The 26,766-nt window shown below is 42.4% G+C and carries 27 protein-coding genes; 10 read left to right on the plus strand and 17 right to left on the minus strand.

What is annotated here, in order from left to right:
* Positions 1-223: 223 nt before the first annotated feature.
* The 9 genes from RL70_RS12675 to RL70_RS12715 all read right to left on the minus strand — a co-directional run bounded on the left by RL70_RS12675 (position 224) and on the right by RL70_RS12715 (position 9,514).
* Entirely contained in the window at positions 224-442 is a 219-nt protein-coding gene (locus RL70_RS12675; protein ID WP_039043767.1) for a small, acid-soluble spore protein tlp, read from the minus strand.
* A 198-nt stretch (positions 443-640) separates the two neighbouring features.
* Positions 641-1,117, minus strand: a complete 477-nt coding sequence (locus tag RL70_RS12680) for a YbaK/EbsC family protein (RefSeq protein WP_039043768.1) — start codon at positions 1,115-1,117, stop codon at positions 641-643.
* 164 nt (positions 1,118-1,281) lie between these two features.
* Positions 1,282-1,635: a DUF2200 domain-containing protein gene (locus tag RL70_RS12685; protein WP_039043769.1), complete on the minus strand. Its 354-nt coding sequence runs from the start codon at positions 1,633-1,635 to the stop codon at positions 1,282-1,284.
* A gap of 63 nt (positions 1,636-1,698) precedes the next feature.
* The gene (locus tag RL70_RS12690; protein WP_039043770.1) at positions 1,699-2,757 is read right to left on the minus strand and encodes a DUF4236 domain-containing protein; all 1,059 of its coding nucleotides are present in this window, start codon (positions 2,755-2,757) and stop codon (positions 1,699-1,701) included.
* A 174-nt stretch (positions 2,758-2,931) separates the two neighbouring features.
* Positions 2,932-3,603 carry a DUF3885 domain-containing protein gene (locus tag RL70_RS12695; RefSeq protein ID WP_039043771.1) on the minus strand — a complete coding sequence of 224 codons (672 nt, stop codon included), beginning with the start codon at positions 3,601-3,603 and terminating at the stop codon, positions 2,932-2,934.
* A gap of 628 nt (positions 3,604-4,231) precedes the next feature.
* Entirely contained in the window at positions 4,232-5,266 is a 1,035-nt protein-coding gene (locus RL70_RS12700; protein ID WP_039043772.1) for a DUF4179 domain-containing protein, read from the minus strand.
* Positions 5,263-5,820 carry a sigma-70 family RNA polymerase sigma factor gene (locus RL70_RS12705; protein WP_039043773.1) on the minus strand — a complete coding sequence of 186 codons (558 nt, stop codon included), beginning with the start codon at positions 5,818-5,820 and terminating at the stop codon, positions 5,263-5,265. The genes RL70_RS12700 and RL70_RS12705 overlap by 4 nt, the downstream gene beginning before the upstream one ends.
* Positions 5,821-5,987: 167 nt before the next feature.
* Positions 5,988-9,125, minus strand: coding sequence for a DEAD/DEAH box helicase (locus RL70_RS12710; protein WP_039043774.1), 3,138 nt, complete (start codon positions 9,123-9,125; stop codon positions 5,988-5,990).
* Positions 9,098-9,514, minus strand: coding sequence for a (deoxy)nucleoside triphosphate pyrophosphohydrolase (locus tag RL70_RS12715; protein ID WP_039043775.1), 417 nt, complete (start codon positions 9,512-9,514; stop codon positions 9,098-9,100). The genes RL70_RS12710 and RL70_RS12715 overlap by 28 nt, the downstream gene beginning before the upstream one ends.
* Positions 9,515-9,884: 370 nt before the next feature.
* On the opposite strand from RL70_RS12715, the gene RL70_RS12720 reads away from it, so the two are divergent.
* Together RL70_RS12720 and RL70_RS12725 are read left to right on the plus strand one after the other, a co-directional pair.
* Positions 9,885-10,211: a nucleoside triphosphate pyrophosphohydrolase gene (locus RL70_RS12720; RefSeq protein ID WP_039043776.1), complete on the plus strand. Its 327-nt coding sequence runs from the start codon at positions 9,885-9,887 to the stop codon at positions 10,209-10,211.
* Between the two features lie 317 nt (positions 10,212-10,528).
* On the plus strand, positions 10,529-11,515 hold the full coding sequence (locus RL70_RS12725; protein ID WP_052245951.1) for a bile acid:sodium symporter family protein: 987 nt from the start codon (positions 10,529-10,531) through the stop codon (positions 11,513-11,515).
* A gap of 339 nt (positions 11,516-11,854) precedes the next feature.
* Here RL70_RS12725 and RL70_RS12730 read toward each other — a convergent pair whose 3' ends face one another.
* Entirely contained in the window at positions 11,855-12,658 is an 804-nt protein-coding gene (locus RL70_RS12730) for an SDR family NAD(P)-dependent oxidoreductase (protein WP_039043777.1), read from the minus strand.
* Positions 12,659-13,142: 484 nt separating this feature from the next.
* Positions 13,143-13,637 carry an LURP-one-related/scramblase family protein gene (locus tag RL70_RS12735; protein ID WP_039043778.1) on the minus strand — a complete coding sequence of 165 codons (495 nt, stop codon included), beginning with the start codon at positions 13,635-13,637 and terminating at the stop codon, positions 13,143-13,145.
* A 326-nt stretch (positions 13,638-13,963) separates the two neighbouring features.
* On the opposite strand from RL70_RS12735, the gene RL70_RS12740 reads away from it, so the two are divergent.
* The gene (locus tag RL70_RS12740) at positions 13,964-14,872 is read left to right on the plus strand and encodes a D-alanyl-D-alanine carboxypeptidase family protein (protein WP_039043779.1); all 909 of its coding nucleotides are present in this window, start codon (positions 13,964-13,966) and stop codon (positions 14,870-14,872) included.
* A gap of 87 nt (positions 14,873-14,959) precedes the next feature.
* Here the strand turns inward: RL70_RS12740 and RL70_RS12745 are convergent, their stop codons facing one another.
* Complete coding sequence (locus tag RL70_RS12745) at positions 14,960-16,153, minus strand: chromate transporter (RefSeq protein WP_039043780.1); 1,194 nt, start codon at positions 16,151-16,153, stop codon at positions 14,960-14,962.
* A 375-nt stretch (positions 16,154-16,528) separates the two neighbouring features.
* Here RL70_RS12745 and RL70_RS12750 point away from each other — a divergent pair, with 375 nt between their 5' ends.
* The gene (locus RL70_RS12750; RefSeq protein ID WP_039043781.1) at positions 16,529-16,924 is read left to right on the plus strand and encodes a VOC family protein; all 396 of its coding nucleotides are present in this window, start codon (positions 16,529-16,531) and stop codon (positions 16,922-16,924) included.
* Positions 16,925-17,016: 92 nt separating this feature from the next.
* Here RL70_RS12750 and RL70_RS12755 read toward each other — a convergent pair whose 3' ends face one another.
* Both RL70_RS12755 and RL70_RS12760 read right to left on the minus strand, forming a co-directional pair.
* Positions 17,017-17,394: a MaoC family dehydratase N-terminal domain-containing protein gene (locus RL70_RS12755; protein ID WP_039043782.1), complete on the minus strand. Its 378-nt coding sequence runs from the start codon at positions 17,392-17,394 to the stop codon at positions 17,017-17,019.
* Positions 17,385-18,029 (minus strand): NUDIX domain-containing protein, encoded by a 645-nt coding sequence (locus RL70_RS12760; RefSeq protein ID WP_039043783.1) that lies wholly within the window; start codon positions 18,027-18,029, stop codon positions 17,385-17,387. The genes RL70_RS12755 and RL70_RS12760 overlap by 10 nt, the downstream gene beginning before the upstream one ends.
* 150 nt (positions 18,030-18,179) lie before the next feature.
* Here RL70_RS12760 and RL70_RS12765 point away from each other — a divergent pair, with 150 nt between their 5' ends.
* Positions 18,180-18,686, plus strand: a complete 507-nt coding sequence (locus tag RL70_RS12765; protein WP_039043784.1) for a MepB family protein — start codon at positions 18,180-18,182, stop codon at positions 18,684-18,686.
* A 113-nt stretch (positions 18,687-18,799) separates the two neighbouring features.
* Here RL70_RS12765 and RL70_RS12770 read toward each other — a convergent pair whose 3' ends face one another.
* On the minus strand, positions 18,800-19,381 hold the full coding sequence (locus RL70_RS12770; protein WP_039043785.1) for a DJ-1/PfpI family protein: 582 nt from the start codon (positions 19,379-19,381) through the stop codon (positions 18,800-18,802).
* 141 nt (positions 19,382-19,522) lie between these two features.
* Here RL70_RS12770 and RL70_RS12775 point away from each other — a divergent pair, with 141 nt between their 5' ends.
* The gene (locus RL70_RS12775; RefSeq protein ID WP_039043786.1) at positions 19,523-19,951 is read left to right on the plus strand and encodes an Lrp/AsnC family transcriptional regulator; all 429 of its coding nucleotides are present in this window, start codon (positions 19,523-19,525) and stop codon (positions 19,949-19,951) included.
* 55 nt (positions 19,952-20,006) lie between these two features.
* Here RL70_RS12775 and RL70_RS12780 read toward each other — a convergent pair whose 3' ends face one another.
* Positions 20,007-20,660: a M48 family metallopeptidase gene (locus RL70_RS12780; RefSeq protein ID WP_039043787.1), complete on the minus strand. Its 654-nt coding sequence runs from the start codon at positions 20,658-20,660 to the stop codon at positions 20,007-20,009.
* 159 nt (positions 20,661-20,819) lie between these two features.
* Positions 20,820-21,380, minus strand: coding sequence for a YdhK family protein (locus tag RL70_RS12785; RefSeq protein WP_039043788.1), 561 nt, complete (start codon positions 21,378-21,380; stop codon positions 20,820-20,822).
* Between the two features lie 194 nt (positions 21,381-21,574).
* Between RL70_RS12785 and RL70_RS12790 the strand changes: the two genes are divergently transcribed.
* The 4 genes from RL70_RS12790 (at position 21,575) to RL70_RS12805 (ending at position 26,753) form a co-directional block, all read left to right on the plus strand.
* Positions 21,575-23,611, plus strand: coding sequence for a heavy metal translocating P-type ATPase (locus RL70_RS12790; RefSeq protein WP_039043789.1), 2,037 nt, complete (start codon positions 21,575-21,577; stop codon positions 23,609-23,611).
* A gap of 148 nt (positions 23,612-23,759) precedes the next feature.
* Positions 23,760-25,118 (plus strand): cell wall metabolism sensor histidine kinase WalK, encoded by a 1,359-nt coding sequence (locus RL70_RS12795; protein ID WP_039043790.1) that lies wholly within the window; start codon positions 23,760-23,762, stop codon positions 25,116-25,118.
* Between the two features lie 12 nt (positions 25,119-25,130).
* Positions 25,131-25,811: a response regulator transcription factor gene (locus RL70_RS12800; protein WP_369795231.1), complete on the plus strand. Its 681-nt coding sequence runs from the start codon at positions 25,131-25,133 to the stop codon at positions 25,809-25,811.
* A gap of 12 nt (positions 25,812-25,823) precedes the next feature.
* Positions 25,824-26,753: a F510_1955 family glycosylhydrolase gene (locus RL70_RS12805; protein WP_039043791.1), complete on the plus strand. Its 930-nt coding sequence runs from the start codon at positions 25,824-25,826 to the stop codon at positions 26,751-26,753.
* Positions 26,754-26,766 lie beyond the last annotated feature (13 nt).

Here is a 26,766-nt window from a genome sequence, read left to right on the forward strand (position 1 = left end):
ATGCAACATCTAAGATTGATTGACCAAAATTTATTGATAAACGTATCAAAGCGAAATTGTGCATTAAACAATCCGGACACTATCTTGAATTGATTTTGAGTTGTGCATTGTATAGGCAACCTACACAGTTCTTGTCAGCACATACAAAAAACCCGCAGCATAGATCGCAACGGGATTAGACTCTGTTCAATTAAACCTATAGGTCACTTGTGTAAATGAAGCGTCAATACTTCTTATACCGGGATTTGTTTTCTGCTGCAATTTCATCCTTCAAATCTCCAATGCTTTCTGCACGTCGTTCATTTTTCTCTTTAATTTGAGCACGCTCTTTGCCTTCCGCAAAATACATCGCTTCCTCGGCTGCTTCCATATTACCAATAGTTTTTTTCAACCGCTCTACATTATCCGCAGGGTCATTCGGTTTCGGATAGTTTTTCGCCATCAGACATCCTCCTTCATTCATAGATCATGATACAGAGGATAGTCTTCCCTAATTGAGTTGAATTATTACTTATGGATTTCGGTAGGAGATATGTGAAGATACTTGTGTGTAAAATGAACGCTTGAAATACAACTGGCCAGACTGGATTCTACCTAAATTCGTGAGATTGAAACCGTCGCATAAGCATCTTCTAGTCAGTCAACAAACTTGAACGACATTTGCACCAGTGAGTTGCGTTAACTCCTCAGGCGTCAGTTCAAAAACAGCTTTTGGATGACCCGCGGCCGCCCAAATCGTCTCATACTGCAAAAGGTCTTCGTCAATCATTGTACGAATTGGCTCGGCATGTCCCATAGGAGGAACTCCGCCGATTACATAGCCTGTGTGCGCACGAACAAATTTTGCATCCGCCTTGCCGGGCGCATCTCCTGCCAGCTGCTCAATTTTCTGCTCGTCAATCCGATTGACACCACTTGCAATCACCAAAAGCGGTTCTCCAGACTGTTGTAATTTAAAAATGATCGATTTTGCAATCTGCGCGATCTCACAGCCAATCGCATCCGCTGCTTCTTGTGCCGTCCTAGCACTGTCCGGCAGCTCTTTTACCTCTCGAACACTTCCCAATTCCATCAGCTTTTCCTGAAAGGCCTCCGCTTGTTTACTTACCTCCGCCATCTCAATTCCCCCTCTGTCCGTTTGTTCTCAGTGATTCAAGCTTACAATAAAAGCTGAACACAGTCGACTGAAAAAACAGATAAAACTGTTAACTTTTTTTATTTCGGAACAGCGACGTGGTTGTGCGTTCATTCACACTACACTGGTACAAAACAAGAGCTTAATTAGACACTCCTCAAAATCTTCTCCATCGCTTTGCCTTTTGCTAATTCATCGATTAGCTTATCCAAATAACGGATTTCCTGCATCAACGGTTCTTCAATGTCTTCCACCCGAATGCCGCAGATTACGCCTTTAATCAGTGTACGTCCAGTATTCATTTGGGGAGCTTCTGAAAAGAATGTTTCAAAATCGACCTTTTTTTCTATTTGGGCTTCCAGCTCTTCCTGTTGATAGCCTGTTAGCCAGCAAATAATTTCATCGACTTCTTCTTTCGTACGTCCTTTTTTTTCCGCCTTCGCAACATAATGAGGATAAACACTTGAGAAACTCGTCGTGAAAATTCTATGCTTAGTCATTCTGCACCTTCCTGTCTTGTAAGTTAGTTGTTAAAACAAGCGAATAGATGACTGTTTCATCTTTCACTCCAATTCTTCCACTAAGCGGAATCCCTTGGTCTTTAAATGATTCATGTTATGGTCAAAGGTTTCTAAGGTTCTTGAGGAGTCCTGCAATTCAAAGAGCATCCCGGACAACTCGTCCCTTCTGAGGCGAACGGATGCAATACAACCTTTCACCGGCGGTTCGTCCGCCTGGCTCCGGTCATAGACATTAATAAGCATCTGCTCAGCTGGCAAAATGGAGAACACGTTGCGTGCCGCGCCTAGGATGCAACTGCAAACGTAATCCTGGTAGAGGGCATAGTAGTTGGTTTTTCCCATCTTCTTTCGGGACAGATTGCCTTTTGCCGTAAGCGACAGCACTTCTTTAGGTACGACTTCCTCTTCGCCAATTTCTACATACACCGTCAACTCGCCGTTTTGGAATTGGGCATGGACCGTATTCCCAAACTGCTCGATGGAATCGAACGCCTGATGAGTGGGCAGCGCTTCCAGCCATGCGGATTCATCCCCCGCAAGCACCCGCGACGCCTGTTCGGACTGCAGCCGTTTTTCAGACAACACTGCCATATCCTGCTCAACCGCTTTGCTCAATTCCTCTCTCAGTTCCCGCCGCTTCGCTTCCTCTCTGCGGAACAACCGGTCAAGCCAAGTCGGTTGGAACACCTCCAACTTGTGGCGCGCCACCTCTGCATTTGGTCCATGTGCTGAAAGCTGGTCCAAGTCTTCATGGAGTATTGTTCCCCAATCCACAGGCTGCACCTTCTCAAAATGAACGGAGAGCAACATATCGACATAGCTTGTGTATGCCTCGACTTCTTTAGCATCCGCAGAAAAAGCGGGTTTAGTCGCTGGAGCAGCTTGAGAAGCCGAACGCTGAGGACGTTTGGATCGCTTGGACGTCAATTGTTCCGAGTACGAGATGCCCGTCCCCGGAATCCCGACATTTGCTCGAACACCCCGTTTTCCTATCGTTACCGACGCACCACGCCGACCAAGGGATGTACTGACTCCACTTTTGCTAATGTTCAACCGAACCCCAGGTGCAATTTTAATACGCTTTTGAAATCGGAATCCCATTGGTAGTCACCTTTCTATTAAAAAAGTATGTCTCCGTGCAACACTGAATTGTAGAATTAATGAGTTAGCCTATTATACCAATAATGAAAATGACAAGAAACACAAATAGACCGTTCTATCCATCATATTGGAGCACAACAAAAAGACCGCTCCTCATACAAGGCGCGATCCCAGTTATCTATCCTTATCATGAAAGGTTTCATCAATTACGTTCCGATCATAATCTAAGATCCAATCGTTATAGGTCTCATACAAAAACCGAATATCATTTTTATCCGCAGCTAAAATATCACAGCCTCGATCGTCGTAAAGGTGATAAATTAGGTTCCGAGTAACATTGATGAAATACTTTTCAACACCGCTCGAGGGATTACTTTTCAATATCGTTGAAGGATGCGCAAAGTCTTCATAACAGATTGCCTGCAACAGCTTCTGATAACGGATGTCCCCCTTTTTACAAAGCAGGGAAAATCGATGAATAACACGTTGCTCCTCTTCCTCTTCAAAGGGATCCGGGATAACTTCATGCCGTAACCGAGTTAACACATCAGGCTGTTTGACATACTTCAAGTAGACATTTAACGGTCTCTTTCGAAGATAGGAATTCGACAAAGTCGTATGGACATCTGTAATCAGCAACATCTCATCCGGTCCATGGAACACTTCGTCAAACAATGTAATGGATCGATGGAATGCTTGCCTCAGCTGTAACACGACCGGCTCATTCAGGGACATCGTAGGATCCGAGATTTCGTAACGGATTGCAGGGGACCATGAATAGAACAGCGAAGGTGCTAGCAAAATCCCTTTGAAATGATGGTCAATATAGGATTGTAAAGATTGCATGATTTTGTTTACTCCTTTCCATGGACACATCTTGGCCGTAGATTGCCGACATCATCTTTAATAGCCCATCTCACAACATTTGTACACCAAACAATAAAAAAACACTTGCCAATGAATTGGAAAGCGTCTATATCATACTCGTAACCTTCACTAGGGTCTGCCCGATTGTCTCTCGGCAGCACCATCCCTTGCTTTCATTATACCATATCCCCTAAATCACTTATAAACTGTTCTTTCTATAGCCACTGACTTATACTAATTCATACAAATTTGGAGTATGAGGAGTACAGTCAAGTGGATAAACAAACAATCATTACAGAGGACGATCCTTTATTTCACGGCACAAAAGCGGTTATTTACGATTGATTGCAATTTTCACCCCCACTGCCTGTGAATCGTACAAATGCACACATAATCTGGATAGAGAGCATAGTAATTAGTATTCCCTATCTTTTTCGTGACAATTCCCTTTGGCTATTGACGATGCCACCTCATCAGGAACTGTTTCTTCGTGAAATTAACTATAGTTGCACCCTACACCTATTCTGCAATACAGAATCGTGCAACGCACAAGCTTCTGCATTCCAAAAGAGACATGTCCTAAAAAACAGACATATCTCTTTTCGTGTTATTTATCCAGCTTAACCTCCATCGGGTCAAGCTTCAATTTTTCATGCCCGTTCCCGCTGCCTTCGCTCAATATAATTTCAGGTGTGAAGATTAACTTAGAAGCCTGTTCATCAATTTTTTTAATTGTCGTGCTCCACTTGTAATCTTGGCCATTCTCACTGAAACCACCATTGCCGTTGGTCAGATATTCATTTCCTAGATCATCTTTAATCAACAAATCGGACGTGACCCACTCCCATTGATCAGTGACGGACTGTTCTACAGTCTGACTGTACTCAATCACAGTTGAAATGTCCGTAAAGCGTATAGAATCGATTGTGACTTCAATCCCTTCCCCTGCAACAGACTGGGTAACATCCTGCCCGTCACCTGTAATTGCCTCCAATGTAAACTGGAAATGCCAATCGCCTTTTAATTCTTCCATCGTGTCCATATTGTCTATGCTTTGGGGAGTCCATGTCACTTTTACTGTGTCCTGTGGCGATTTGAGATGAGGCGTGGAAGTGACCATGCCGACATACTTATGGTCCTCGACCTTCTGTAACCCAGTAGAAGTTCCTCCGGAGCCGGATGCATCTTCAACATCCAGTATCGTATTCACCCCGCTGTTCGGACCAAGTTCTTTCTCTGTTTCAACAGAGTACGTAAGTGTCACGGACTTGCCGTCATACACCGCTCGGTCGATCATGATTGTCACGCCGTTGCTTGTCTGTGCTTGGCTGACGTCTGTCGCGAATTCTTCATACTCTGTATAGAAGCCGTCCTGTTCTTCATTGAAGATGGAAAAGATATTGCTGACAAGCGGTATCTGACTGGCGAGCGTTGGGAATCCGAAGCCAATAGTCATCACAGAAGCAACTCCAATGACAGCTGCAGCCGCTATATTGCGCCAGATTTTCGGCACACGTCGCTGTTGATTAATTTTCTTCCGTATTCGTTGCTTCATCGCTTGCTTTTCTTCATCTGGTACGTCAATTGGCTCGATTTCCTCATCCGTATTCAGCTCGTTTAACCGTTCAAAAAGTGATTTCATACACACTCTTCCTTCCATTCGTTTTTCAGGACAGCAGACAATTTCTTTTTCCCGCGGTACAGCCGGTTATCAACAGATGCTTTCGTGACGTGAAGAGATTCGGCAATTTCTCCGTTGGACATATCCAGAAAATACTTCATCGTGAAAATATCACGGTCCATTTCATTCAGCTGACTCATCGCAAGCAACAATTCTTCTTGCTCCTCTTTTTCAAGCAACTTATCTTGATGATCCTGGATGAAAGACAGGTCCCCCATCTCGTGTTCGCGTCCCTTACGCTTCATCACACGGCGGTATTCGTCAATTGCTTTATACTTCGCTACCATGCAAATCCACTTCTTGAACTCTGCTGGATCTCCCTCGAACTGACCGGCACGTTCCCACACAGCAAGAAATACATCACTGATACATTCATCTTGATCCGCTTCTGTCGGGCCGAGCACTTTGTAGACCACCGCCTTGACTACAGGCATATAAGTGTCAATGACATATTCGATTGCATCTTCTCGATGCCGCTTCAGCCGCCGAATAAAATTTTTCTCCGTAGATTTCATATCGCTGTCTCCCCATAAAAGCTGTTCTCACTTACTACAACGAATAGAACACTCAAGTATTCTCATCTAAAATAAAAATAGCCCCTATACACTTTAGTATAGGAGCTACACTCAAACAGTTTTCACCCTGCTAGGAATTGCGTTCCGCAAAGTAACCGTCACTTATTCTATATCACACTCATATTCGTCGCGGTCATTCTTGCCGGCATAACCTCATGTAAACGCCAAACAAAACTAATGGGTTGATTGCCTTCATGGCTCACATAATCAGCTGTTCCTAAAAATGTAAAAGGTGCCGTATATCCATCCTTCTGCCTATACTCTCTGACAAACAAAGCAATTTTATTTCCTTTTTCTCTCTGTTTGATATAGCGCATACCCGTTGGACTCGTGTCAGTGGTTCTGTTTTGCGATTGCCAATGGAATAAACGGTTGCTAATTGCATAATCTTCATAGAGGGTTGAAGGTGAAAAGTCTTTATCTGTTTTGTTTAATGTAATGAAAAAGATATCTGTTTGCTTGTCCTCAAAGTATTTGACACCTTCACGAAATGCAGGCTTCACCTTTTCACTAAAATAACCAAATGCAGCTAAAACTTGATCGGATGTATACTGTGCATGCACACGAAGTGGTGAAATAAAATTAAACGGTGATGATTTTTCAACTGATTTAATATTGGCTAGACATACCTCAATCACCTGGAGTATTTCTTGCTTCAAGGAATCATTTGCTACTATCTGTTGAATTCCATGATGCATGGATTCAAATCCTAAATTCCCTGGCGGAGCATTGAAGAATGAATAATAAAACATACCAATTATCAGACGCTGTTCTTCTGTCTCAATAAATCCATTTTCTAAATACTTTTTAAAAAACATGATCATTTCAATGGAGTCCATATGAAACAAGGAATGAATGCGCTTAGTAAATAGTTCTTCATATTTGCTTTCAAAATCCTCCGATAATCCAGCATCCACTTGCAACCTTGAAAATGTACGATTTTTTCCTTTGCCATAAAATTCTGCAAGGGATAGATGATAAAAGTGCAAAAAGTTGTATAAAGTTAGTTTTTCTCCGGTGTCCTCTTCAAAATATTTTATCCTTGTAACTAGATTTTGCTTCGTGTTTCTCACTTCTTTTACATTGCGTAATATATATTCTTTCGCTTGTTTCTCCATTTGAATCACGGATCCTTTGGGTAAGTGAAAGAATCCATTTTCAATATAATATCGAACAGAATGTTTTGTCCTCCCGATCAATGCACGGAACTTTTCCTCAAATGGATAATCGGAATGTGCTTGTCCTACAAAATCTAAAACAGTTAAACATTCTTTATCGTCAGCCAAACGTAAACCACGGCCTAACTGCTGCAAGAAAACAGTCAAGCTTTCCGTCGGTCTTAGGAATAAAACGGTATTAACAGCTGGTATATCAATGCCTTCATTATACAAGTCGACGACAAAAATGAATTTAACGTCTCCACTTTCTAACTTTCTCTTTGCGTTACTTCTTTCTTCATCTGTTGATTTTCCATGTAATGCAATCGAGGGAATGCCCTTCTGATTAAAATAGCCGCACATGTACTTTGCGTGTTCTACTGACACACAAAAGCCTATTGCCTTAGTATCGTTTAATGAAGTAACATATTTACGTATACTCTGGATAACTAGATCGCTTCGACGGTCGTTAGAAGTATAAATGGTTGAAAGAGCATCTAGGTCATAGCCTCTTCTAGTCCATTTAACAGCCGTGAGGTCAACGTTATCTGTTACACAGAAATAATGAAATGGACTCAACAATTTTCTATCAATCGCTTCTGTTAATCTCATTTCCGAAGCAATTCGATCATCAAAGTAACTAAGAACATTTTCATTATCCATTCTTTCAGGAGTGGCAGTGAGTCCCAATAATATCGTCGGATTATAATAGCTCAATAGCGTTCGATAACTCAGGGCGGTGGCATGGTGAAACTCATCTATAATGATGAAATCATAGAAATCTTTAGTGGTTTTATTAATCATTTTTCGACTGTTCCAGCTTTGAATACTCATAAACAGATGATCGAAAGTAGAGGGTTCATGTCTACCAACGAACATCTCACCGAAATTAGCATCTTTTAGAACCGCTCGGAAGGTGTACATGCTTTGTCGCAATATTTCTTCACGATGTGCAATGAACAATAATTTGGCATTCGGCTTTTGTTGAAGAAACCTTTTGAAGTCGAACGCTGAAATCACTGTTTTTCCAACACCAGTTGCCGCCACCACCAAGTTTTTCATATTCCCATGAATTGTTCGTTCGGCTTCCAACTCATCTAAAATCTCTTGTTGATAATGATAAGGTCGTATATCTAAAAAGTAGTGCTCGTTTGACTCCACAACTTTATCTTTTATTAGTGATTGGCGAACAAGTGCCCAGTTTTTCTCATCCTCCGGCATCAAACTTTTAAACTCTTCATCATTCCAATAGCTATCAAAAGTAGCTTCAAACTTTCGAATGATGTCGAAAGAATCTTTCTCGGTCACTTTTATGTTCCACTCAAGTCCTGATGTGAGTGCAGGATTCGATAGATTGGACGAGCCTATGTAAGCAGTGCTGAACCCTGTTTTACGTTTGAATAGATAGGCTTTGGCATGTAAACGTGTTCTTTCTTTGTCTAATGAAACACGAATTTCTGTATTTGGTAACTGACTTAATTCTTGAAGTGCTTTGAAATCAGTTGCTTCCATATAAGAAGTTGTAATGATACTTAGCTGGCCACCACGTTCAGTAAAACTACGAAGTTCCTCTATAATAATACGCAACCCTGACCATTTGATAAACGAAACCAGCCATTCAATTTCGTCTGAAGTTGCAATTTCTTTCTTTAGCTCTTCTAACATATTCGGTTCAGCATGAGAACCAGTAAATAACGAGCTCTGAGATAAAGGAGTAACTGGCCTTTGAACCTTTTTGTTGTTAAGTGAGAGCGTGGTATTCATCGTTTTATAAATCGATGTTAGAATTTCTGCATGTTCTTCTATTTTCAGCTTCGCAAAATCTTGATCGTTCAGTTTTTCCTGAAGTACGTCTATGATTTCATTACAGGTTTGTATTTGTTTTAATAGAGCATCGTCTTTATCACTACCCTCTCTAATATGAGAAAGCGCAATACGAGTCACCGACGAGATGTAGCTTGAGAGCAAAGATCTTGCTTCTGCTTCCTCTAGTTTTTCTGTTTCGACCGCAAATAACTCAGGTGAAAGCTCTAGCAGTTCAGATTTTATCTGCTCATTAATTATCTGTTCATATATACCTTCTTGCATTGCTGCATCACCCTTTCAACGGCTGGTATGTCTGCCGGTGCCCATTGTAATGTAAGAAGATCATGCCAGGGAACCCATTTAAGTTCACTATGTTCTTGAGCGGTTACAGTCCCATTCTGAATCTCAGCATAATAAGTTTTTAAACAAATTGACACGGAATCATAGTCATAGATCGTATTTTCAACAAATGAACCTACAGTAATTTCACAACAAAGCTCTTCCTTTATTTCACGAACAAGCGCACCTTGAGGCGTTTCTCCTTTTTCAATCTTTCCTCCCGGAAATTCCCAATATCCAGAGAGCGTCATGTTTTCAGATCGTTGAGCACAGAGTATCTCTCCGTCATCATTATGTATAACAGCACCTGCGACGTGTAAATGGGAATTCATATAGTACACATCCCCTCTCTTTTTTAAATACAATAAAAATATAATTTGTATTTCGTATATACGTCTTTAAGCTTTATATCCGACTCCCAATTCTCTAATGGGTTCAGGTTTGACCCTTTTTTTAATGTAGGGACTTCTTCGTAGGAATTGACTATTTTAAGAATAGTTTATCATACGAAGTAACACTTTAGATATTCCGTGCAAATCAAATCTTATAAGTAGACAACACGACTTTGAAAAGACACTAACAATATACTTTTAAGATCTCTAAAACTATTAAACATAGACAAGATCAAGATTGGTAATGTGGACGTATAAAAAATTCAAGAACTTTGATAGACTAAAGGTAAAATACTGGAAGAGGGGCCTTATGACAACTTACAATAAACTAGTTAGAGACCTTATACCTGAAATCATTCATCAGAACGGCAAGAATCCTCTCGTAAAAATTCTCTCAAATGAGGAATACCTTAAAGAAGTAGAAAGAAAAATGCATGAGGAACTAGCAGAGTACGTTGAGGCGAAAAATAACGATGAGAAATTAGAAGAATTGGCTGATCTGTTAGAACTGTTACACACTGCCGCTAATATTCAAGGAATAAGTTTAGAAAAACTAGAAGAGCTACGCGCAAATAAATCCGAAAAGCACGGGGGATTTGCAAAAAGAATCTATCTAATTGAAGTACTTGATAACTAACACCTATGTAATTCATATAATCATATCAAGCTCTGCAGAGATAATGCCAGAAGTTCTGCAGAGCTTTTTTTCGTCCATCCACTTTTTTCTTCATATATATTCTTCGTGGATGCGATATGAAATATATATTGTATCATTCTGATAATTGTGTATAATTAAACTTATCGTTTTGGTTGATAAAGTATTTGTTTTTGGTATTTGTCGAATCAGTTTCCGCAAAAGAGGATCAGTGCAAGGGAGTAGGTTATCTGTTTCAGCGAGAGCAAGTGCCTGCTTCTTTGAACGATGTCCAGAGGATTTCGAGGGGGTAAACGAAAATGAAAGTTTTGGAGTCAATCAGTTCATTTGCAGGAAAGTATTTTGCAGTATGGGTTATCATCGCTGCACTCATGGCGTTTCTATTTCCCACACCGTTCCTAGGATTAGGGGCATACATTTCCATTTTACTTGGGGTTGTCATGTTTGGAATGGGGCTGACGTTGAAGGCGGTGGACTTCAAGATTATCTTGACTAAGCCGCTGCCGGTAATCGTGGGCGTCGCCGCTCAATTTCTGATCATGCCGCTTGTTGCGTTCGCGATTGCTTATGTGCTTAAGCTTCCGCCAGAATTGGCTGCTGGTTTGGTACTCCTCGGATGTGTTCCAGGTGGGACTTCTTCCAATGTAATGGTCTATTTGGCGAAAGGGAATTTGGCATTGTCTGTTGCGATGACTTCCCTTTCCACACTGCTTGCACCGTTTGTGACACCGCTTTTGCTGTTATGGCTTGCGGGACAGTGGATGCCTGTTGACCCGATGTCGATGTTTAAGTCAATCGTTCAAGTTATCATTGTTCCGATTGTATTGGGTCTGTTGATCAGAAGATTTTTCCCGAAAGCTGTGGAGAAGAGTGTCTCTGTTGTCCCACTTATTTCGGTTCTGGCCATCCTTATCATTGTAGCGGCGGTCACATCAGCCAATGCAGGCAATGTCATTTCTTCCGGCTTTGTCGTATTTGCTGCAGTTTTCCTTCATAACGGTTTTGGCTTATTGCTTGGCTATTTGACTGCTTTAATGCTCGGATTGAATGAGTCCGATCGAAGAGCTATCTCTATTGAAGTCGGCATGCAGAATTCCGGTCTCGGCGTTGCACTCGCTACCGCACACTTTGGTCCTTTGGCTGCTCTTCCAAGCGTATGGGGAGCTATTTGGCACAACATTTCAGGTCCGATTTTGGCAACAATCTGGTCTAAGAAACCTTCAGCAGCGGCAGAACCCGAACAGGATCCGGGCACGATTCCCGTTCAGACGATTGAGTCCCGCTAAATGGACAACGACCAGTAACTTTATATTGTCTGCTAGTAATTGAACAAAATATCAATAATAAGCAACGAGAGCTGGAAATCACTTCGATTTCTTGCTCTCTTTTTAATTTTGTAACAGTATACACTAGAACACCATTCAACTATCTTTGGCTTTGTTCAGTGTCCAATCATTATGCAAATGGAACTCTTCTATGACGCCCCAGACGGATTCTGTCAGTTCTCAGATGATAGGTAACAGAACTACCAATCCTCCGATTTCAGGACACTCTCAACATTAGAAAACAATAAAACTGCCCCAAAAGAGTCATTTCTCATGACCTTTTGGGACAGCTGATATCAGTTATTTGCTTTCTTTTTCACGAATATATCTCATAATCGCCCCTGCACCCGCACGAACAAGAACGCCGCCATCACAGTTGATCTCTTGTCCTGTAATGTAACGTGACTCTTCAGATGCGAGGAATGATACCAACGCAGCTATATCTTCTGGCCCACCTACGTACGGCGTTAAGTTTCCTTCTTCCATGAGCTCCATTAATTCAGTAGAGAACTTTCTGCGAGTTGCTGGTGTTACAATCAGACCTGGTAGGACCGTGTTACAACGGATGCTTTCTTTACCGTGTTGAGTCGCAACCGAACGAGTGAACGACATAAGGCCTGCTTTTGAAGCGGAGTATGCTGTACGCTCGTAATCGCCGACTTTACCGTTTGCAGATGCTGTATTGATGATCGAGCCACCGCCTACTTTTCTCATTTCAGGGATCGCGTATTTGCATCCAAGCATCGGCCCGCGTAGGTTAATGGCCATTACGGCATCCCACATATCGACGTCCATTTCAGGAACACCTTTATCGGCAATTGGTGAATACGCTGCGTTATTGTGTAGAATATCCAGTCTTCCGAACGCTTCGATTGTCTTTTCAACCATTGCTTTGACTTCTTCCTCATTTGAAACATCCACTTTAAACGGTATAGCTTGACCACCGTTTTGAACGATTTCATCAGCAGCCTTTTTTGCTCCTTCTTCGTTTAAATCAGCAACCACAACAGCTGCCCCGTCTTCTGCCAATCGTAGCACAGTTCCTAGTCCAATTCCTGATGCTCCTCCAGTTACAATCGCTACTTTTCCTTCTAATTTCTTCATAGCTATTCTCCCTTTCGTTACTACTTGAATTACGCAGATTTTTCTGCTACTCAATAATTCTAACACTTACTTTAACGTTAAACAATTCGAGTGAACTGTACAATCAATATAATAATTAGACTTCATTAGCAACTGTGGATTGAGATTGCTTTGCTAAATCACAGATCACGATGTAGCGATTGTTATTGATTTTGAATTTCATAGCGATCATCAATTTACGATAGAAATGAGCTGATTGCTAGACTCTTTATTGGACGGTGTTCCTCTCCGAGAATCTTGACGGTCACTCCTCTGTTATACCTTATTTTTTCAATGTATCTAATTTATATACCCTAAGCACTTAACCGTGCAAATGAAGGTTACAAAGTATCTCACTTCTGTTGGTTGAATGTTGTAAATGGCGGATTAAGACCGCCTGTGTTTCACCTACTTGTTTTTTATGGATTTGGTTGCAAACAGTTGGCGGTCTCTTTTTTGATACGCCTTAGAAGGCAGCTGAAGATGAGGCAGCCTGGTCAGCTTTGACACAATCTATCGCGATGACCAGTGCTATGATAAGTGTCTCCATTTCCTCGTTGTAGATTTGCACTTGGTAGCTGTCTCCCCACTGGAACCATTTCTTATCGACCGTGCCCGCCACTTCCCCATTCTTCAGCACGTCAAAACTCATTTCCCACCAAGTTCCTAGCACTTCGATGCCTGCCGCATCGATTGTATACTTAGGTTTCAGGAAAGAGAATTCCTTCTGGATTGTCACGGTTTCCTGTCCCTGTACCTCCACATAGAACGTCGGCAAGAAGCTGAATGACTTTTTGGTGATCCGTGCGACTTCGTTCGCCTCGACGTCCTGGATGGTATATGTTTTCGGGATTTTCAGGAAGCTACCCTCCACTTCGAAGACATCGTTCCCCTCCGCATCTTTCACTTTGAACTGTCCGCTCATGCTCAACATTTTTTGCTTGATGATGAATTCTTTCATCTCTGTTCCCCCCACGTTTTTCTCGTCCTGACAATGCGTTACTATGTTTACGGCTTGAGTGCGAAGAAAGTTTCGTGCACAATGTTGCGGAATCCTTTGTATCGATTTCCTTCAGTTTCATTCAGTGCAGTTGCCCGCCTCGATCGGGCTCCTATGAGGGAACCTTGCTCAGAACATCAGCAGATTCGTGTTTTCATAGCATACTCGATTGTTCTTAAGAAAAACTTCATAATTTGACTGTGCTTTCCTTCATGGTTGTCCCTTATACTTAACATCATAGAGAAAGAAATGTGCGGGATCACCGCGGGATGAAAGGTAGATGCAAGATGAGGAAGTTGTGGACAGTTTTAAAGGGACTGGTTCTTTTCATTATCGTTCTAGTTATCGCTATAAATGTTACAGGTTGGAACGGACTGGTTAATAAAAAGTTACCGGGCAGTTATCAAACCGATGACTATGTGAGTCCGTACATCTATATGGTGGAGCGCGGTTCCGGGAAAGCGGTTTATGAGAAAAATGCAAATGAGAAAGCGTATCCAGCATCACTCACGAAAATGATGACAACGATTGTCGCTCTTGAGCATATTGATGATCTCTCCGCGAGTGCTCCGGTCGATACTGATACGTATCAGGAAATGGTAGCGCAAAATGCTTCAATGGCGGGATTCTATGGCAGAGAGAAGGTCACTTACCGCGATTTGCTGTATGGCACAATTTTACCTTCCGGAGGAGAGGCCTCTAACTCTTTGGCGATCCATGTGGCAGGGAGTACGAAGCAGTTTGTGAAGCTTATGAACGATAAGGCGGCCGAACTCGGAATGAGCCGAACCCGCTTTACGAATCCGGAGGGGCTACATGATACAAAGCAATATACAACTGCTTCTGATATGGCCAAGCTGCTAGATTACGCTCTTGATAACCAAAATTTCAGAGCGATTTTTACAAAAGGGACGTTTCAAACAACATCGACTGCAGATCATCCCCAAGGCATTACTTTATCATCGACTGTCCTTTCTTCCTTAAGTGCAGAAGTACAAGACGGATTTGAGATTCTCGGTGGGAAATCCGGGACTACGTATGAAGCGGGACAATGCTGGGCTACGCTCGGCACTGCTGGAAATGGGGAGTACATTAGTATCGTCATGGGAGCCCCACTAGAAGACATTAGCCATCCCGACCATGCACAGAAAACGGATACGTTGGAGCTATTTGCAAAAATCGGCGCGGGTGAGTAATAGTCGCTTCTACACCTATGTACTACACAACTAACTAAGAACTAAAAAACCGTCCCAAATGCAATGATTGGGACGGTTTTTATGGATTCACACAAATGACAATATCGTACCGCCAAGAGCTCCCGCGACTACAACCATCCAAGGGGGCAGTTTCCAATACGCAAGCATGCTGAACAATACAGCTGCTAAGGCAAAGTCAGTAGCTTGTAAGACTGAACTAGTCCAAATCGGGTAATAGAATGCAGAAATTAGAATTCCTATCACAGCTGCATTAACACCCATGATTGCCCCTTTGACTTTCGGGTTATTTCGTAATTGGTCCCAAAAAGGCAGCGCTCCTAGAATTAATAGGAATGCGGGCATGAACACTGCGAACGTTGCGACGAGCCCGCCTACCCATCCTTTCATGACAGTGCCTAAGTAGGCAGCAAACGTGAAAAGAGGTCCGGGTACGGCTTGGGTTGCTCCGTATCCTGCTAAAAATGACTCTTCGCTGATCCATCCAGTTGGAACAAATTCCTGTTCAAGTAAAGGCAGTACGACATGTCCACCGCCAAAAACGAGTGATCCCGATCGATAGAAACTATCTATCATGGCAATCCAGACAGACCCTGTCAATTCTCGAAGGATAGGTAACAAAACTAACAGTCCACCAAATATGAGTAGACAAATTGCAGAAACGCGTTTCGTGATGGGGAAACTCGATTTTGCTGATTCCGATTCTTTGTGCTTCTTGAACACAAAGAATCCCACGAGTGCAGCAATAAGAATGGCCCCAACTTGAGTCCACGCGGATTGCCACAGCAGTGTACCGATGAGTGCAAAAAGTGCGATGGTCTTCCTTGTAACGTCAGGCGTCAGGTTTTTAGCCATTCCGATGATCGCATGGGCAACGACCGCCACTGCGACCAGTTTCAGCCCGTGGATCCACCCTGTATTTCCAATATCTGTAGTCGCAAGTAATCCTGCAAACAGGATGAGCGCAATTACAGAAGGAAGTGTGAATCCAAGAAACGAGACGATACCGCCAATGACACCTGCTCGCATCACACCGATTCCAATTCCGACTTGGCTGCTCGCTGGCCCTGGAAGGAATTGCGATAACGCTACGAGATCTGCATAACTTTTTTCGTCCATCCACTTTCTTCTTCGGACGTATTCTTCATGGAAATAACCCAAGTGCGCAGTGGGTCCGCCAAATGATGTCAACCCAAGCCGTGTTGACACTACTAAGATTTCCAATAATGTTTTAATACTTCGATTCGAGTTCGCTGGCTTCATAGGAGCCTCCTTTTATTGATTGTTCGTTTCATTAATTCCAATTCCCCGATTTTAGAAGATAGTCTTCTCTATCCTGAAGGTATCATGACTTTTACTAGTTAGATAGCATTCCTACGAAGATTTACAAAGTCTTAATAATGCCAGTTCGCTTATCCAACTCAAAAACGGCAACTCGTAACTTGGGTAGGATGATTTGATGACTAGCGAATGACTTCACTGATAAATCGCTGCGCTTCTAGTATGAAATTTCTTCAAATGTATTGTTTCCTTCAAATGCAATGTACCATCAAGATATGTTATATTATTTGAACAAATAGACTTTTGTAGTCTGGTACTGATTTTGTTTTGCAAATCACAACTTATGAGGAGGCAATTATGGGTAGAGTAATTCATTTTGAAATTCATGTGGATGATATGGATCGTGCCAAGAAGTTTTACGGGGATGTATTTGAATGGAAGTTTGAAGACTGGAGTGACTACGCCGGTTCCCCTTACTTCGGTGTTGTGACTGGAGATGAGGAATGGCCGGGCATCAATGGTGCTCTCATGAAACGTAAAAGTTTACCTCCCGAGCTCAACCAAGCACTAAACGGATATGCGTGTACGATTGGTGTTGGTGATTACGATGCGAGCGAGGAAAAGATACTTCAGAACGGTGGTAAGGTAGCTTTACCCAAGTATGCATTACCAGGTATGGCGTGGCAGGGATATTATTTGGATACGGAAGGGAATATCTTTGGAATTCACCAACCTGATGAAAACGCAAAGTAACATATGAGTCATGAGGGCTATGGGTTTCTGTGTGGAGGACATGAATTTTGACTTGTATGACACACGGGCTTGGTAGAAACATATCTCAGGGGTTACAGGATGACCCCTGAAAAAAGCCCTTGCAAAACTTCTTTTCCATTCTGATTTTCACATGTAAATGATGCCGTGATAGCTGTTCTATCACTCTCTTGTCTTTCGTATTTTTCAATTTTCACTTCACAGCTTATCGTGTCTCCTGTAAATACAGGTCTAAAAAACTCAAAATTCATCGTACGCGCCAATACGTTATGATCTCCCCCTACTTTTGTTGGTAACGTTGCGGTTAATAATCCTTGTATTACACGTCTTCCCTGTTCGTCCGGGCTCACATGATGAATCCCTTCGTCACCTGAAATCTCTATGAATAATTCAACCTCTCTCACTGTAAAAGTCCGCGTGAATGTAATGATGTCTCCTACTTTTAATGACATATCCCTCTTCCTTTCAAAAGTTCCTCATTAATCCCATGAATTACAGCCTCGTAATACGAATCGGGATGCGGCACTAAATCAGATTTGCTTATCATTTTCTCGTGGATGAGCTTCTCGCCATATTCAGTAAGCGTAAACCCTAGGCACGGGATATCTTCGATTTCACTATTCAATAACTTCGCAAAATCTTGAAACGCTATCTTGTAAATCCCCGCCACTTCTTCCGGTTGCACGTGGAAATCATTTAACTTGTGTTCCGTGTGATAAACAAACACATGAGCCAGCTCATTATCAATCATGTCAGGCTTCTTCATGCTGTATGGGATAATGCCGAGTAAATGCAAGTCTTCAAACGCGACCACGATTCCGGTTTCTTCTTGAATCTCTCTCACACCGTCTTCCACACTTTCAGTTGTCAGCAAATGTCCCGCTGCGGTAATGTCTAGTAAGTTGGGATAGTCTTTCTTAATTGGACTACGTAGTTGCAAGTAGAGCATGTCTTGTCCATTTTCTTTCGCAACAAACCAACAATGAAACGTTTCATGCCAGTGACCAAGACGATGAACCTCTTCGCGCGTTGCTGTGCCTATCGGAGTTTGCTGTTCGTTGAAGATAGTGAGGATTTCGGTTTCCATGGGTTCGCTCCTTTACCTGTAAAGTCGTTTGTGGCTTATACCTAGAATGGCGATAACCTCTTTTCATTCCATTGCTAATTTCTTTGACTTATTATATAATAGAACAAACGTTCTTATCCGATAAATATTGGTACTAATGGGGGGATTGTAATGAATAACTTTCAAACAGCTTTTACATATGTTAATAATCTCGTGTATCGGCCTAATCACTTTACTATAGGAGGAGTTCAAGAAGAATGTCAAAACTCGGAGTACGGAGCTGGCGTCTTTCAGTTAGGCGCTAAGTCCGTTCGTTTTAGAGTTGCCAAAATCACTCCTACGAAGAAAGGTCAATTTGTGGCACTCTGGGAGAAAGATGAAAACAATAAAAACCGGCCTTTTTCATACGATGCCTCTCCGGATTTAGTAGTCATCAATGTCTTTACTGAACATCATTTTGGGCAGTTCATCTTTCCGAAAACAATCCTCGCAAGCAAAAACATTCTTAAAACAACTAGGACAAACGGAAAAATGGCATTTAGAGTTTATCCTAGTTGGGATACGCCCACTAGTCAGCAAGCTGTCGCAACACAAAAATGGCAATCGGACTTTTTTATAGACCTGAGCGACTCAAGTGTTGCAACCTCGCAAGAAGTCTTAACCTTGTATTCTAACTAAATCCTTGAATTATAGTAATTGCTTGCGCATCATTAGTTTAAGTACATTTTGCTTACAGTCTTCAAGTATCTTCCCAAGCATTCCTCTAAACCGTTGACTGAGTGAAGACCAATCTAAAATCCCATAAGATCCTTTACATGGTCTGCATTCTCTTTAGACGTTAGGTTTTCGAGTAATAAAAATGCAACATCAAAAGCTGTACCTGGATTTGAAGAGGTAATAATATGACCATCTTGAACTACTAAATCATTTTGTACAACTGCACCGAAATTCTTCAACTGCTCTTTTCGGATACTCGTTGAATGATTGTAAGTCGTGGCTTTTTTACCTTTAAGAATTCCACTTTTGCCTAGAGCTAATGATGCAACACAGATAGTAGCAATTGGCTTCTGTTTGGCATGAAAATGTTGAATTACATTTAAAAATGGCGTACTGAAAGCATCCTCATAAAAGCCAGCTTCTTCAAATCCACCAGGGATAGCGAGTGCATCAAACTCATCTAGTTCAATATCCTCCAACGTTTTTTCTGGGATGACAGTAAAATTCCATGTACACGTTAATTTATTCTTAAGACCCACTGTTACAACTTCAGTGGATCCATCCCCCTCCCATCTATTCCAACCTAGTACATCCGTAAATACACTGGCTTCTACCGCTTCAAATCCATCAGCCAATAATAATAGAATCTTCTTCATATCTCATATCGCCTCCTGATACCTTATTTTATATAAAGATTTAAGAATCATGAATAAGGTATCAAAGGATATTTCATTGTTTACCTTTAAATAACTTGGAATTTAAGCTATTCTATTTTAAAAAAGAAGGTTGGCTATTTCATGGACCAAATAGATAAAAACATCGTGAGTATCTTACAATCGAACGCAAAAATTTCAATGAAGGATTTAGCAGAAGCCGTTCACTTATCTTCCCCATCCGTCACTGAGCGAGTACGAAAATTGGAGGAACAACAAATTATTGAAGGTTACCATGCCCATGTTTCTCTAAAAAAAATGAACCGTCCCATTTCTGCACTGATTTTGTTTGTATCAAGGGATTGCAAAGCATTGGCTGAATTTTGCCATAGCCATCCAGATGTACTTGAGTGTTATCGAGTAGCTGGCGAGATTAGTTATATTGTCAAATTAGCAACGTCTTCTGTGGAAAGTTTAGAACAATTCATTGATGATTCCATGCAATATGGTACACCTTCAACGAATATCGTGTTGTCTTCTTATGAAAAAAAAGTAATTGAACCCTTTTCTTAAATTGGGGATTCCACAGTTCAACTCAATTATCTCTTTTTAAATCATCGAACTTTGCTCAAAGGGTCATCATGTGCTGATTCTTAGCGAGGTAGTCTTCTTTCTCTTTATAATCTGGCATGATGCTTCCGACACGTCGCCAGAAGGAACGATCGTGATTCATGTGCGTGATGTGGCACAATTCGTGAACAATGACATAGTCGATGACATCTACGGGAGCCATGGCGAGACGGTAATTGAATGCGAGTTTTTTGTTCGAATTGCAGCTGCCCCATTTGCCGAACGACTCGATGATTGAAATCTCTTTTGCAGAGACTTTCAGTTCCTTCTGATAGCTTTTGATGCGCGATTCTATCAATGTTTTGCATTGGGTGAAATAGAACTTTTTCAGATTGTGTTTCAGTTGGTCTTCACTGAGTCCTTGCGTTTCAATGAGTTCTTGAAGTTGGCGTTCTTCTCCTAAATAACGAAACGTCCCCTCGGACTCGTACTGTCTGGCGAGTGGATCTACCTTTTTAGACTCCCTCTCCTTCATCCTTTCTATAATCCAGCTTCCCCAATTGTGCAGTTCTTGCTGGATGACCGGTTCGCTCGTGCCATTCGGAGCTTTCACGGTAATGAACCCGAATGAGTCGATGTGTAAGGAAAGCTTCTTCCCTTTCCCATATTGCACGTTGTAATGGAAGACTTCGTTTTCGATTGTAATTTTCATGGAGTCCCTCTTCTACTAGCTGTAGTTGTGTTATTGATCATGTATCATTGCCTAGTAATTTTCTTATCATTTTACCATATGGGGACGATGTTATGAGCAACCTTCCTTCTTCACTCCTACAAAAAAAGAGCTGCACTAGGCAGCTCTTTCATTTGATGCTTATTTTTCCGATAATTCATCTTCCACGACCCATTTGTGGTTCTTCACTTCATCTCCACCCGTTGTCGGCACGTAGTCGATCATGTAAACGGTTGTTTGCTTAGCAGATTCAATTTCAGCTTTTGCTCCTTCCATTCCTTTCATATGATCAGCAAGAACTGTCACTTCAGTTCCTTTTGCAAGTGGAGCCGGTGCTGGATCTTCGATTTCTTCATGAATGACCCATTTGTGATCCGTTACTTTCTCTCCGCCATCCGTTGGTGTGTAGGTAATGGAGTACACCGTCGTGTCATAGGCTCCGCTAATTGTTGCAGTCGCCCCCTTCATGCCTTCCATGTGATCCGTTTCAATGATTGCTTCAGATCCGACAGGGAATGTTGGATTTTCCGCTTCTTTTAAGCCTTCAGGTATGCTGCCGTCACTTGAATGATCCATACCTTCCATATCATCGTGGGAAACTTCTTCACTTGTAGCTGGTTTGTCTTCCTTTGTTGTTGTCGCTCCACAGCCTGCCAGAACGACAGCGAATGCAGCACTCACTGCGAGTAGTTGTTTCTTCATAAATAAATCGCTCCTTTTTTTCATTTCTGTAAAGGTGTTCCCGATAATCATCACGAGATAACAAAAATGAAGAAACTCCTTAGAATCTCCTTATTCCGCGTACGATTCAATTGTTTGTGAGAACTGCACACATTTTGCACAATTGGCGGGTATAGCTACCGTATAGTAACAAAATTTGCGAGAGGAGTTTTACAATGAATACTCATGACAATCATATAAATCAGCATGCGAACCACTCGGACGCGCAGCATACCGAAGGAGGTCATTCAGGACAAGGTCATGACAACCACCATGCCCACATGGTACAAGACTTCAAGAAAAGGTTTTATGTGTCGCTTATTTTTACAATTCCTATTCTGATACTATCCCCTATGATTCAACAGTTTCTGAACGTCGACTGGAGATTTACAGGAGATTTGTATATCCTGTTCGCGCTTTCTACTTTTGTCTTCTTTTACGGAGGACTTCCGTTTCTGAAAGGTGCTAAAGACGAACTTAAAGACCGTACACCGGCGATGATGACGCTCATTTCTCTCGCAATTACCGTTGCGTATGTGTACAGTACGGCTTCTGTCTTTGGATTGGCAGAAGATAATTTCTTTTGGGAATTGGCTACGCTCGTCGATATCATGTTGCTTGGCCATTGGATTGAAATGCGATCCATCATGGGAGCATCGAAGGCACTTGAAGAACTTGCTAAACTAATGCCATCTGAAGCTCACCTACTGAACGAGGATGGTTCGACAACGGAAGTAGAAGTATCGGATTTGCAGCATGGTCAACGCGTACTCGTCAAACCTGGCGAGAAAGTTCCAGTAGATGGACGTATTGTGGAAGGTAAATCTTCTGTGGATGAATCTATGTTAACAGGTGAATCGCTACCAGTTGACAAATCAGTGGATGAAGAAGCCATTGGCGGATCCATCAATGGAGAGGGCTCCCTTGTGCTATCCGTTACAAAAACAGGTGAAGATACATATCTTTCACAAGTGATTACACTCGTAAAAGAAGCACAAGAATCAAAATCTCGTGCACAAGACCTTGCGAATCGTGCGGCTAAATGGTTATTCTATGGTGCACTTGCTGCCGGACTTATCACTTTCGTCGTTTGGCTGATGCTTGGTTATCCTGTATCGTTTGCAATGGAGCGCATGGTAACGGTTCTCATTATTGCTTGTCCACACGCTCTAGGACTAGCGGCACCATTAGTCGTCGCCGTTTCCACTTCCATCGCAGCAAAAAATGGGTTGCTCATTCGTAATCGTCCTGCGTTTGAAGAAGCACGGAAAATCGAAGCGGTAGTTTTCGACAAAACAGGTACCCTTACAAAAGGTGAGTTTGGAGTGACGGATATCCTTCCTTCGGATGGCTACAAGGAAGAAGACGTGATTTCATACGCAGCGGCAGTCGAGTCCCAATCACAACACCCTCTAGCTAAAGGAATCGCAAGAAAAGCAGAGCAATCTGACATCAAAGTACCGAAAGTCCACGATTTCCAATCACTTACAGGAAAAGGATTGCAAGGAATGGTCAATGACAAGCATGTGCTAGTCGTCAGTCCCGGGTATATGAAAGAAGCAAATCTCTCTTATAGTGAAAACTCCTTCAGCAAATGGTCAGCAGAAGGGAAAACTGTTGTCTTCCTACTCGTTAACGATCAGCTCGCTGGAATGATCGCCCTTGCAGATATTGTTCGTGAAACGGCTGTTGAAGCGGTAAGCGAGCTAAAAAAATTGAACGTGAAATCGATTATGTTGACGGGCGATCAGACACAAGTCGCTGAATACGTGGGCAAACAGCTTGGACTTGAAGAAATTTTTGCTGAAGTACTCCCTCATGAGAAATCAGAAAAAATTGTCCACATTCAAGAAAAAGAAGGACTTCGAACCGCGATGACGGGAGATGGTGTTAACGATGCCCCTGCACTTGCAAAAGCAGACCTTGGTATTGCGGTTGGTGCCGGAACTGATGTCGCGATAGAAACTGCAGATGTCGTACTTGTAAAAAGCAATCCACAAGACGTCGTCACCATCATTAAGCTTTCTTCTGCTACGTACCGTAAGATGAAGCAAAACTTATGGTGGGCTGCTGGATACAATATTGCAGCGATACCGCTTGCAGCAGGTATCCTCTATCCAATTGGGATTGTGATGAGTCCTGCAGTCGGTGCGATATTGATGTCTCTCAGTACTGTAATCGTGGCAATCAATGCCCGCTTACTAAAAATTTAATGTGAATTACATTAAAGACTATCCAGAAATTCAGTACATACTGATTTCTGGATAGTCTTTTTAATAGCGTACATAATCCGTGCTTTCTGCATAAATTTTCGATACGTTTAACTTATACTGCTCATTAGAGTGAAAAGGAGCGCGTTCTGTGAACAAAATTTCAACGAAGTTAGCGGCTTCATTTATCATTTCATTTCTTATCATGGATACGTTGCTCATGGTGTATTTGCATCAGACCATCACGCATGCACGGGTGGACGAAGAACTCGATCGTCTTTGGAAAACCGGTAGCAATCACCGCAATGTATTAGAAGATAATTACACCGAAACGACGTTACAGCATATCATCCTCATGGAAAGGGATGGTGAACGGGACGTCGCGATCCTCGATGCTGCGGGAAATGTATTACAGCATTCATTGGAAAACGAGGAGATTCTTGTCCCTTATTTGACGAAAATCAAAGAAGAACGACCGACGGAAGATATGATTATGCCCGTCGATTGGGAAAAGTCCCCTTATCTCGTTAGCGTCCATCCATATGAGGTTCAAGGCAATTCAGGTTCACTCGTTATGCTGCAGAGCACAGCGCCCATTCATCAGCTCGTGAGTCAGCTCAATGTCCACTTCATCCTTGCAGGTGGCGGAAGTATCATCATCTTGTTTGTAGTTTATATGTTGTTATCCAAATGGTTGACACGTCCGCTTATTCGGATGAAAGAAGCGACAGAACAGATTAGCGAAGGATTCTTCGATGTAGACTTGCCTAACCTTTCGAATGATGAGCTAGGTGAACTGGCAACTTCAATCCGCAAATTATCGAACGACTTAAGTCGCGTTAAACGCGAGCGCAACGAATTCTTAGCATCGGTTTCTCACGAAATGGGGACACCTCTCACGTACTTAATCGGTTATGCGAAAGTTGCTCAACGGACAGAACTGGATGATTCAGAGCGCTTCAAGTACTTATCCATTATCGAAGAAGAGGCCGAGCGTTTGAAAACACTCGTAAAAAACTTGATGGATCTCGCTCAGATGGATGAAATGACGTTCTCTGTAATGAAAACCGAGTTTTCTTCCGCTCGGTTCATCCATGATATTGTACAGCTCGTACAACCAGCGTTCGATATGAAAGGAATTGTGCTCCTACATGAAGCTGGCGATAATTTCCCTTTAGTGGCAGATCGAATGCGTCTGGAGCAAATTATCCTTAACCTACTGGACAACGCCCTTCACTATTCAGATAGTGGTACGTCTGTAACCGTTCGTGCCTTTCAAGATAAGAAGCAAGCCGTTTTGCAAGTCGAAGACAATGGGTGTGGGATTCCTGTTGAAAATCAGCAACACATCTTCGAAAAACTGTATCGTGTCGAAAAATCCCGTTCGCGTTCGTTTGGCGGTGCCGGCCTAGGTCTTGCGATTGTGAAGGAATTGACAGAAGCACACGGTGGCACGATTGAGGTTCAAAGTGAATTAGGTAAAGGTAGCACATTCACGATACGACTATGACAGGAAGTGACGATGGATATGAAAACGATCTTACTGATTGATGACGAACAGCGCATGCTCGATTTGCTCGAACTGTTCCTCGCTCCGCACGGGTATCGCTGTTTGCAAGCGACAAACGGTCAAGCAGCTCTCGATCTGTTCGAAGAAGAGAATGTACATCTCGTATTGCTAGATGTCATGATGCCGGGGATGGACGGCTGGGAAGTTTGTCGACGCATTCGTGAAACATCGGACGTCCCTGTTATTTTATTAACCGCCCGTTCCGACAAGTCCGATGTTGTCAAAGGACTCGAGCAAGGTGCGGATGATTATATTACAAAACCGTTTGATGAGCGTGAACTCATGGCGCGGGTACGGGTCGCACTACGCCGTGCTCCTGAAAAAGACCAGGTTAAGCAGCTCCGCGAAGGTCTCTTTACACTGGACTTGGAGTCGTATTCAATTTCGTATGACACCTATGAAGTCCGTCTTACTTTAAAAGAATTTTATATCATCGAAGCGATGATGGCTCGACCGAACCGGACATTCACACGAGAAGACTTGCTTCAAGTGGCATGGGAATACGACACGTATACCGAAGTTCGGACAGTCGATTCCCATATCCGAAACCTGCGGGATAAGTTACGAAAATCGAATTTCCCGATTGACGACATCCTCCAAACGGTTTGGGGAATCGGCTACAAATGGAAGTGAGGAGATTTTAAGATGAAGAAACCATTGGTGGGTGTGGTGCTTGGTGGGCTTCTAATTTTAAGCGCATGCTCAAACAAAGAAGCATCATTTGCGTATGAAGATGTAACAAATCCCGAGGTTAATCATATTCATGGGACGGGTTATAGCAATGGAGGTCCTGATTTTTTCATTGCATCACATGCCGGCTTATATGCCTTTGGAAAAGATGGCTGGAAAGAAGCCAATCTTGAGAAAAACGACTATATGGGCTTCCAACCTACAGAGGACGGCTTTTTTGCAAGTGGTCATCCTGCAGTGAATTCCGATTTAAAGAATCCATTCGGGCTTATGAAAAGCGCAGATAAAGGCGCGACGTTCAAGCAACTGGCATTTTACGGAGAAATCGATTTTCACTACCTGGGCGCGGGATACAATTCAAATGCAGTCTATGTATTCAATGAAACCCCTACCGCTGAACTAAAGGCAGGGTTAAACTATACACTCGATGAAGGACAATCGTGGACGGCTTCAAAAATGGAAGGATACTCAGCAACTACGCTCTCTAACTTAGCGGTACATCCTTCAAGTGAAGAAATAATTGCGATTGGCAGTCAAGAAGGTCTGTTTTTGTCCATAGATTATGGAGCAACGTTCAATAAATTGAACGACGCAACGAGTGTTACATATGTCACGCTAACTGAAGATGGCGGCTATTATTCGTCTATCAAGGAACAGGAACAGGAACAGCCGATGTTACAGAAATTCACAATTGGTGAAACTAAAGAGTCCGACATTCCACTACCTGAAGAAATACGAAGCCCTGTACAATTCATCGCAACGAGTCCAGAGAATTCAGAAGAACTAGTCGTGACGACATTCGATAACTCAATTTACAAGACGAGTGATGCTGGCGCAACTTGGAATCAGCTAGCGAATGCCGGAAAGTTGATTTCCTCTAACTGAGAGTATTAACAAA

This window comes from Sporosarcina sp. ZBG7A, from assembly GCF_000813425.1.
In the GTDB taxonomy this organism is placed as follows: domain Bacteria; phylum Bacillota; class Bacilli; order Bacillales_A; family Planococcaceae; genus Sporosarcina.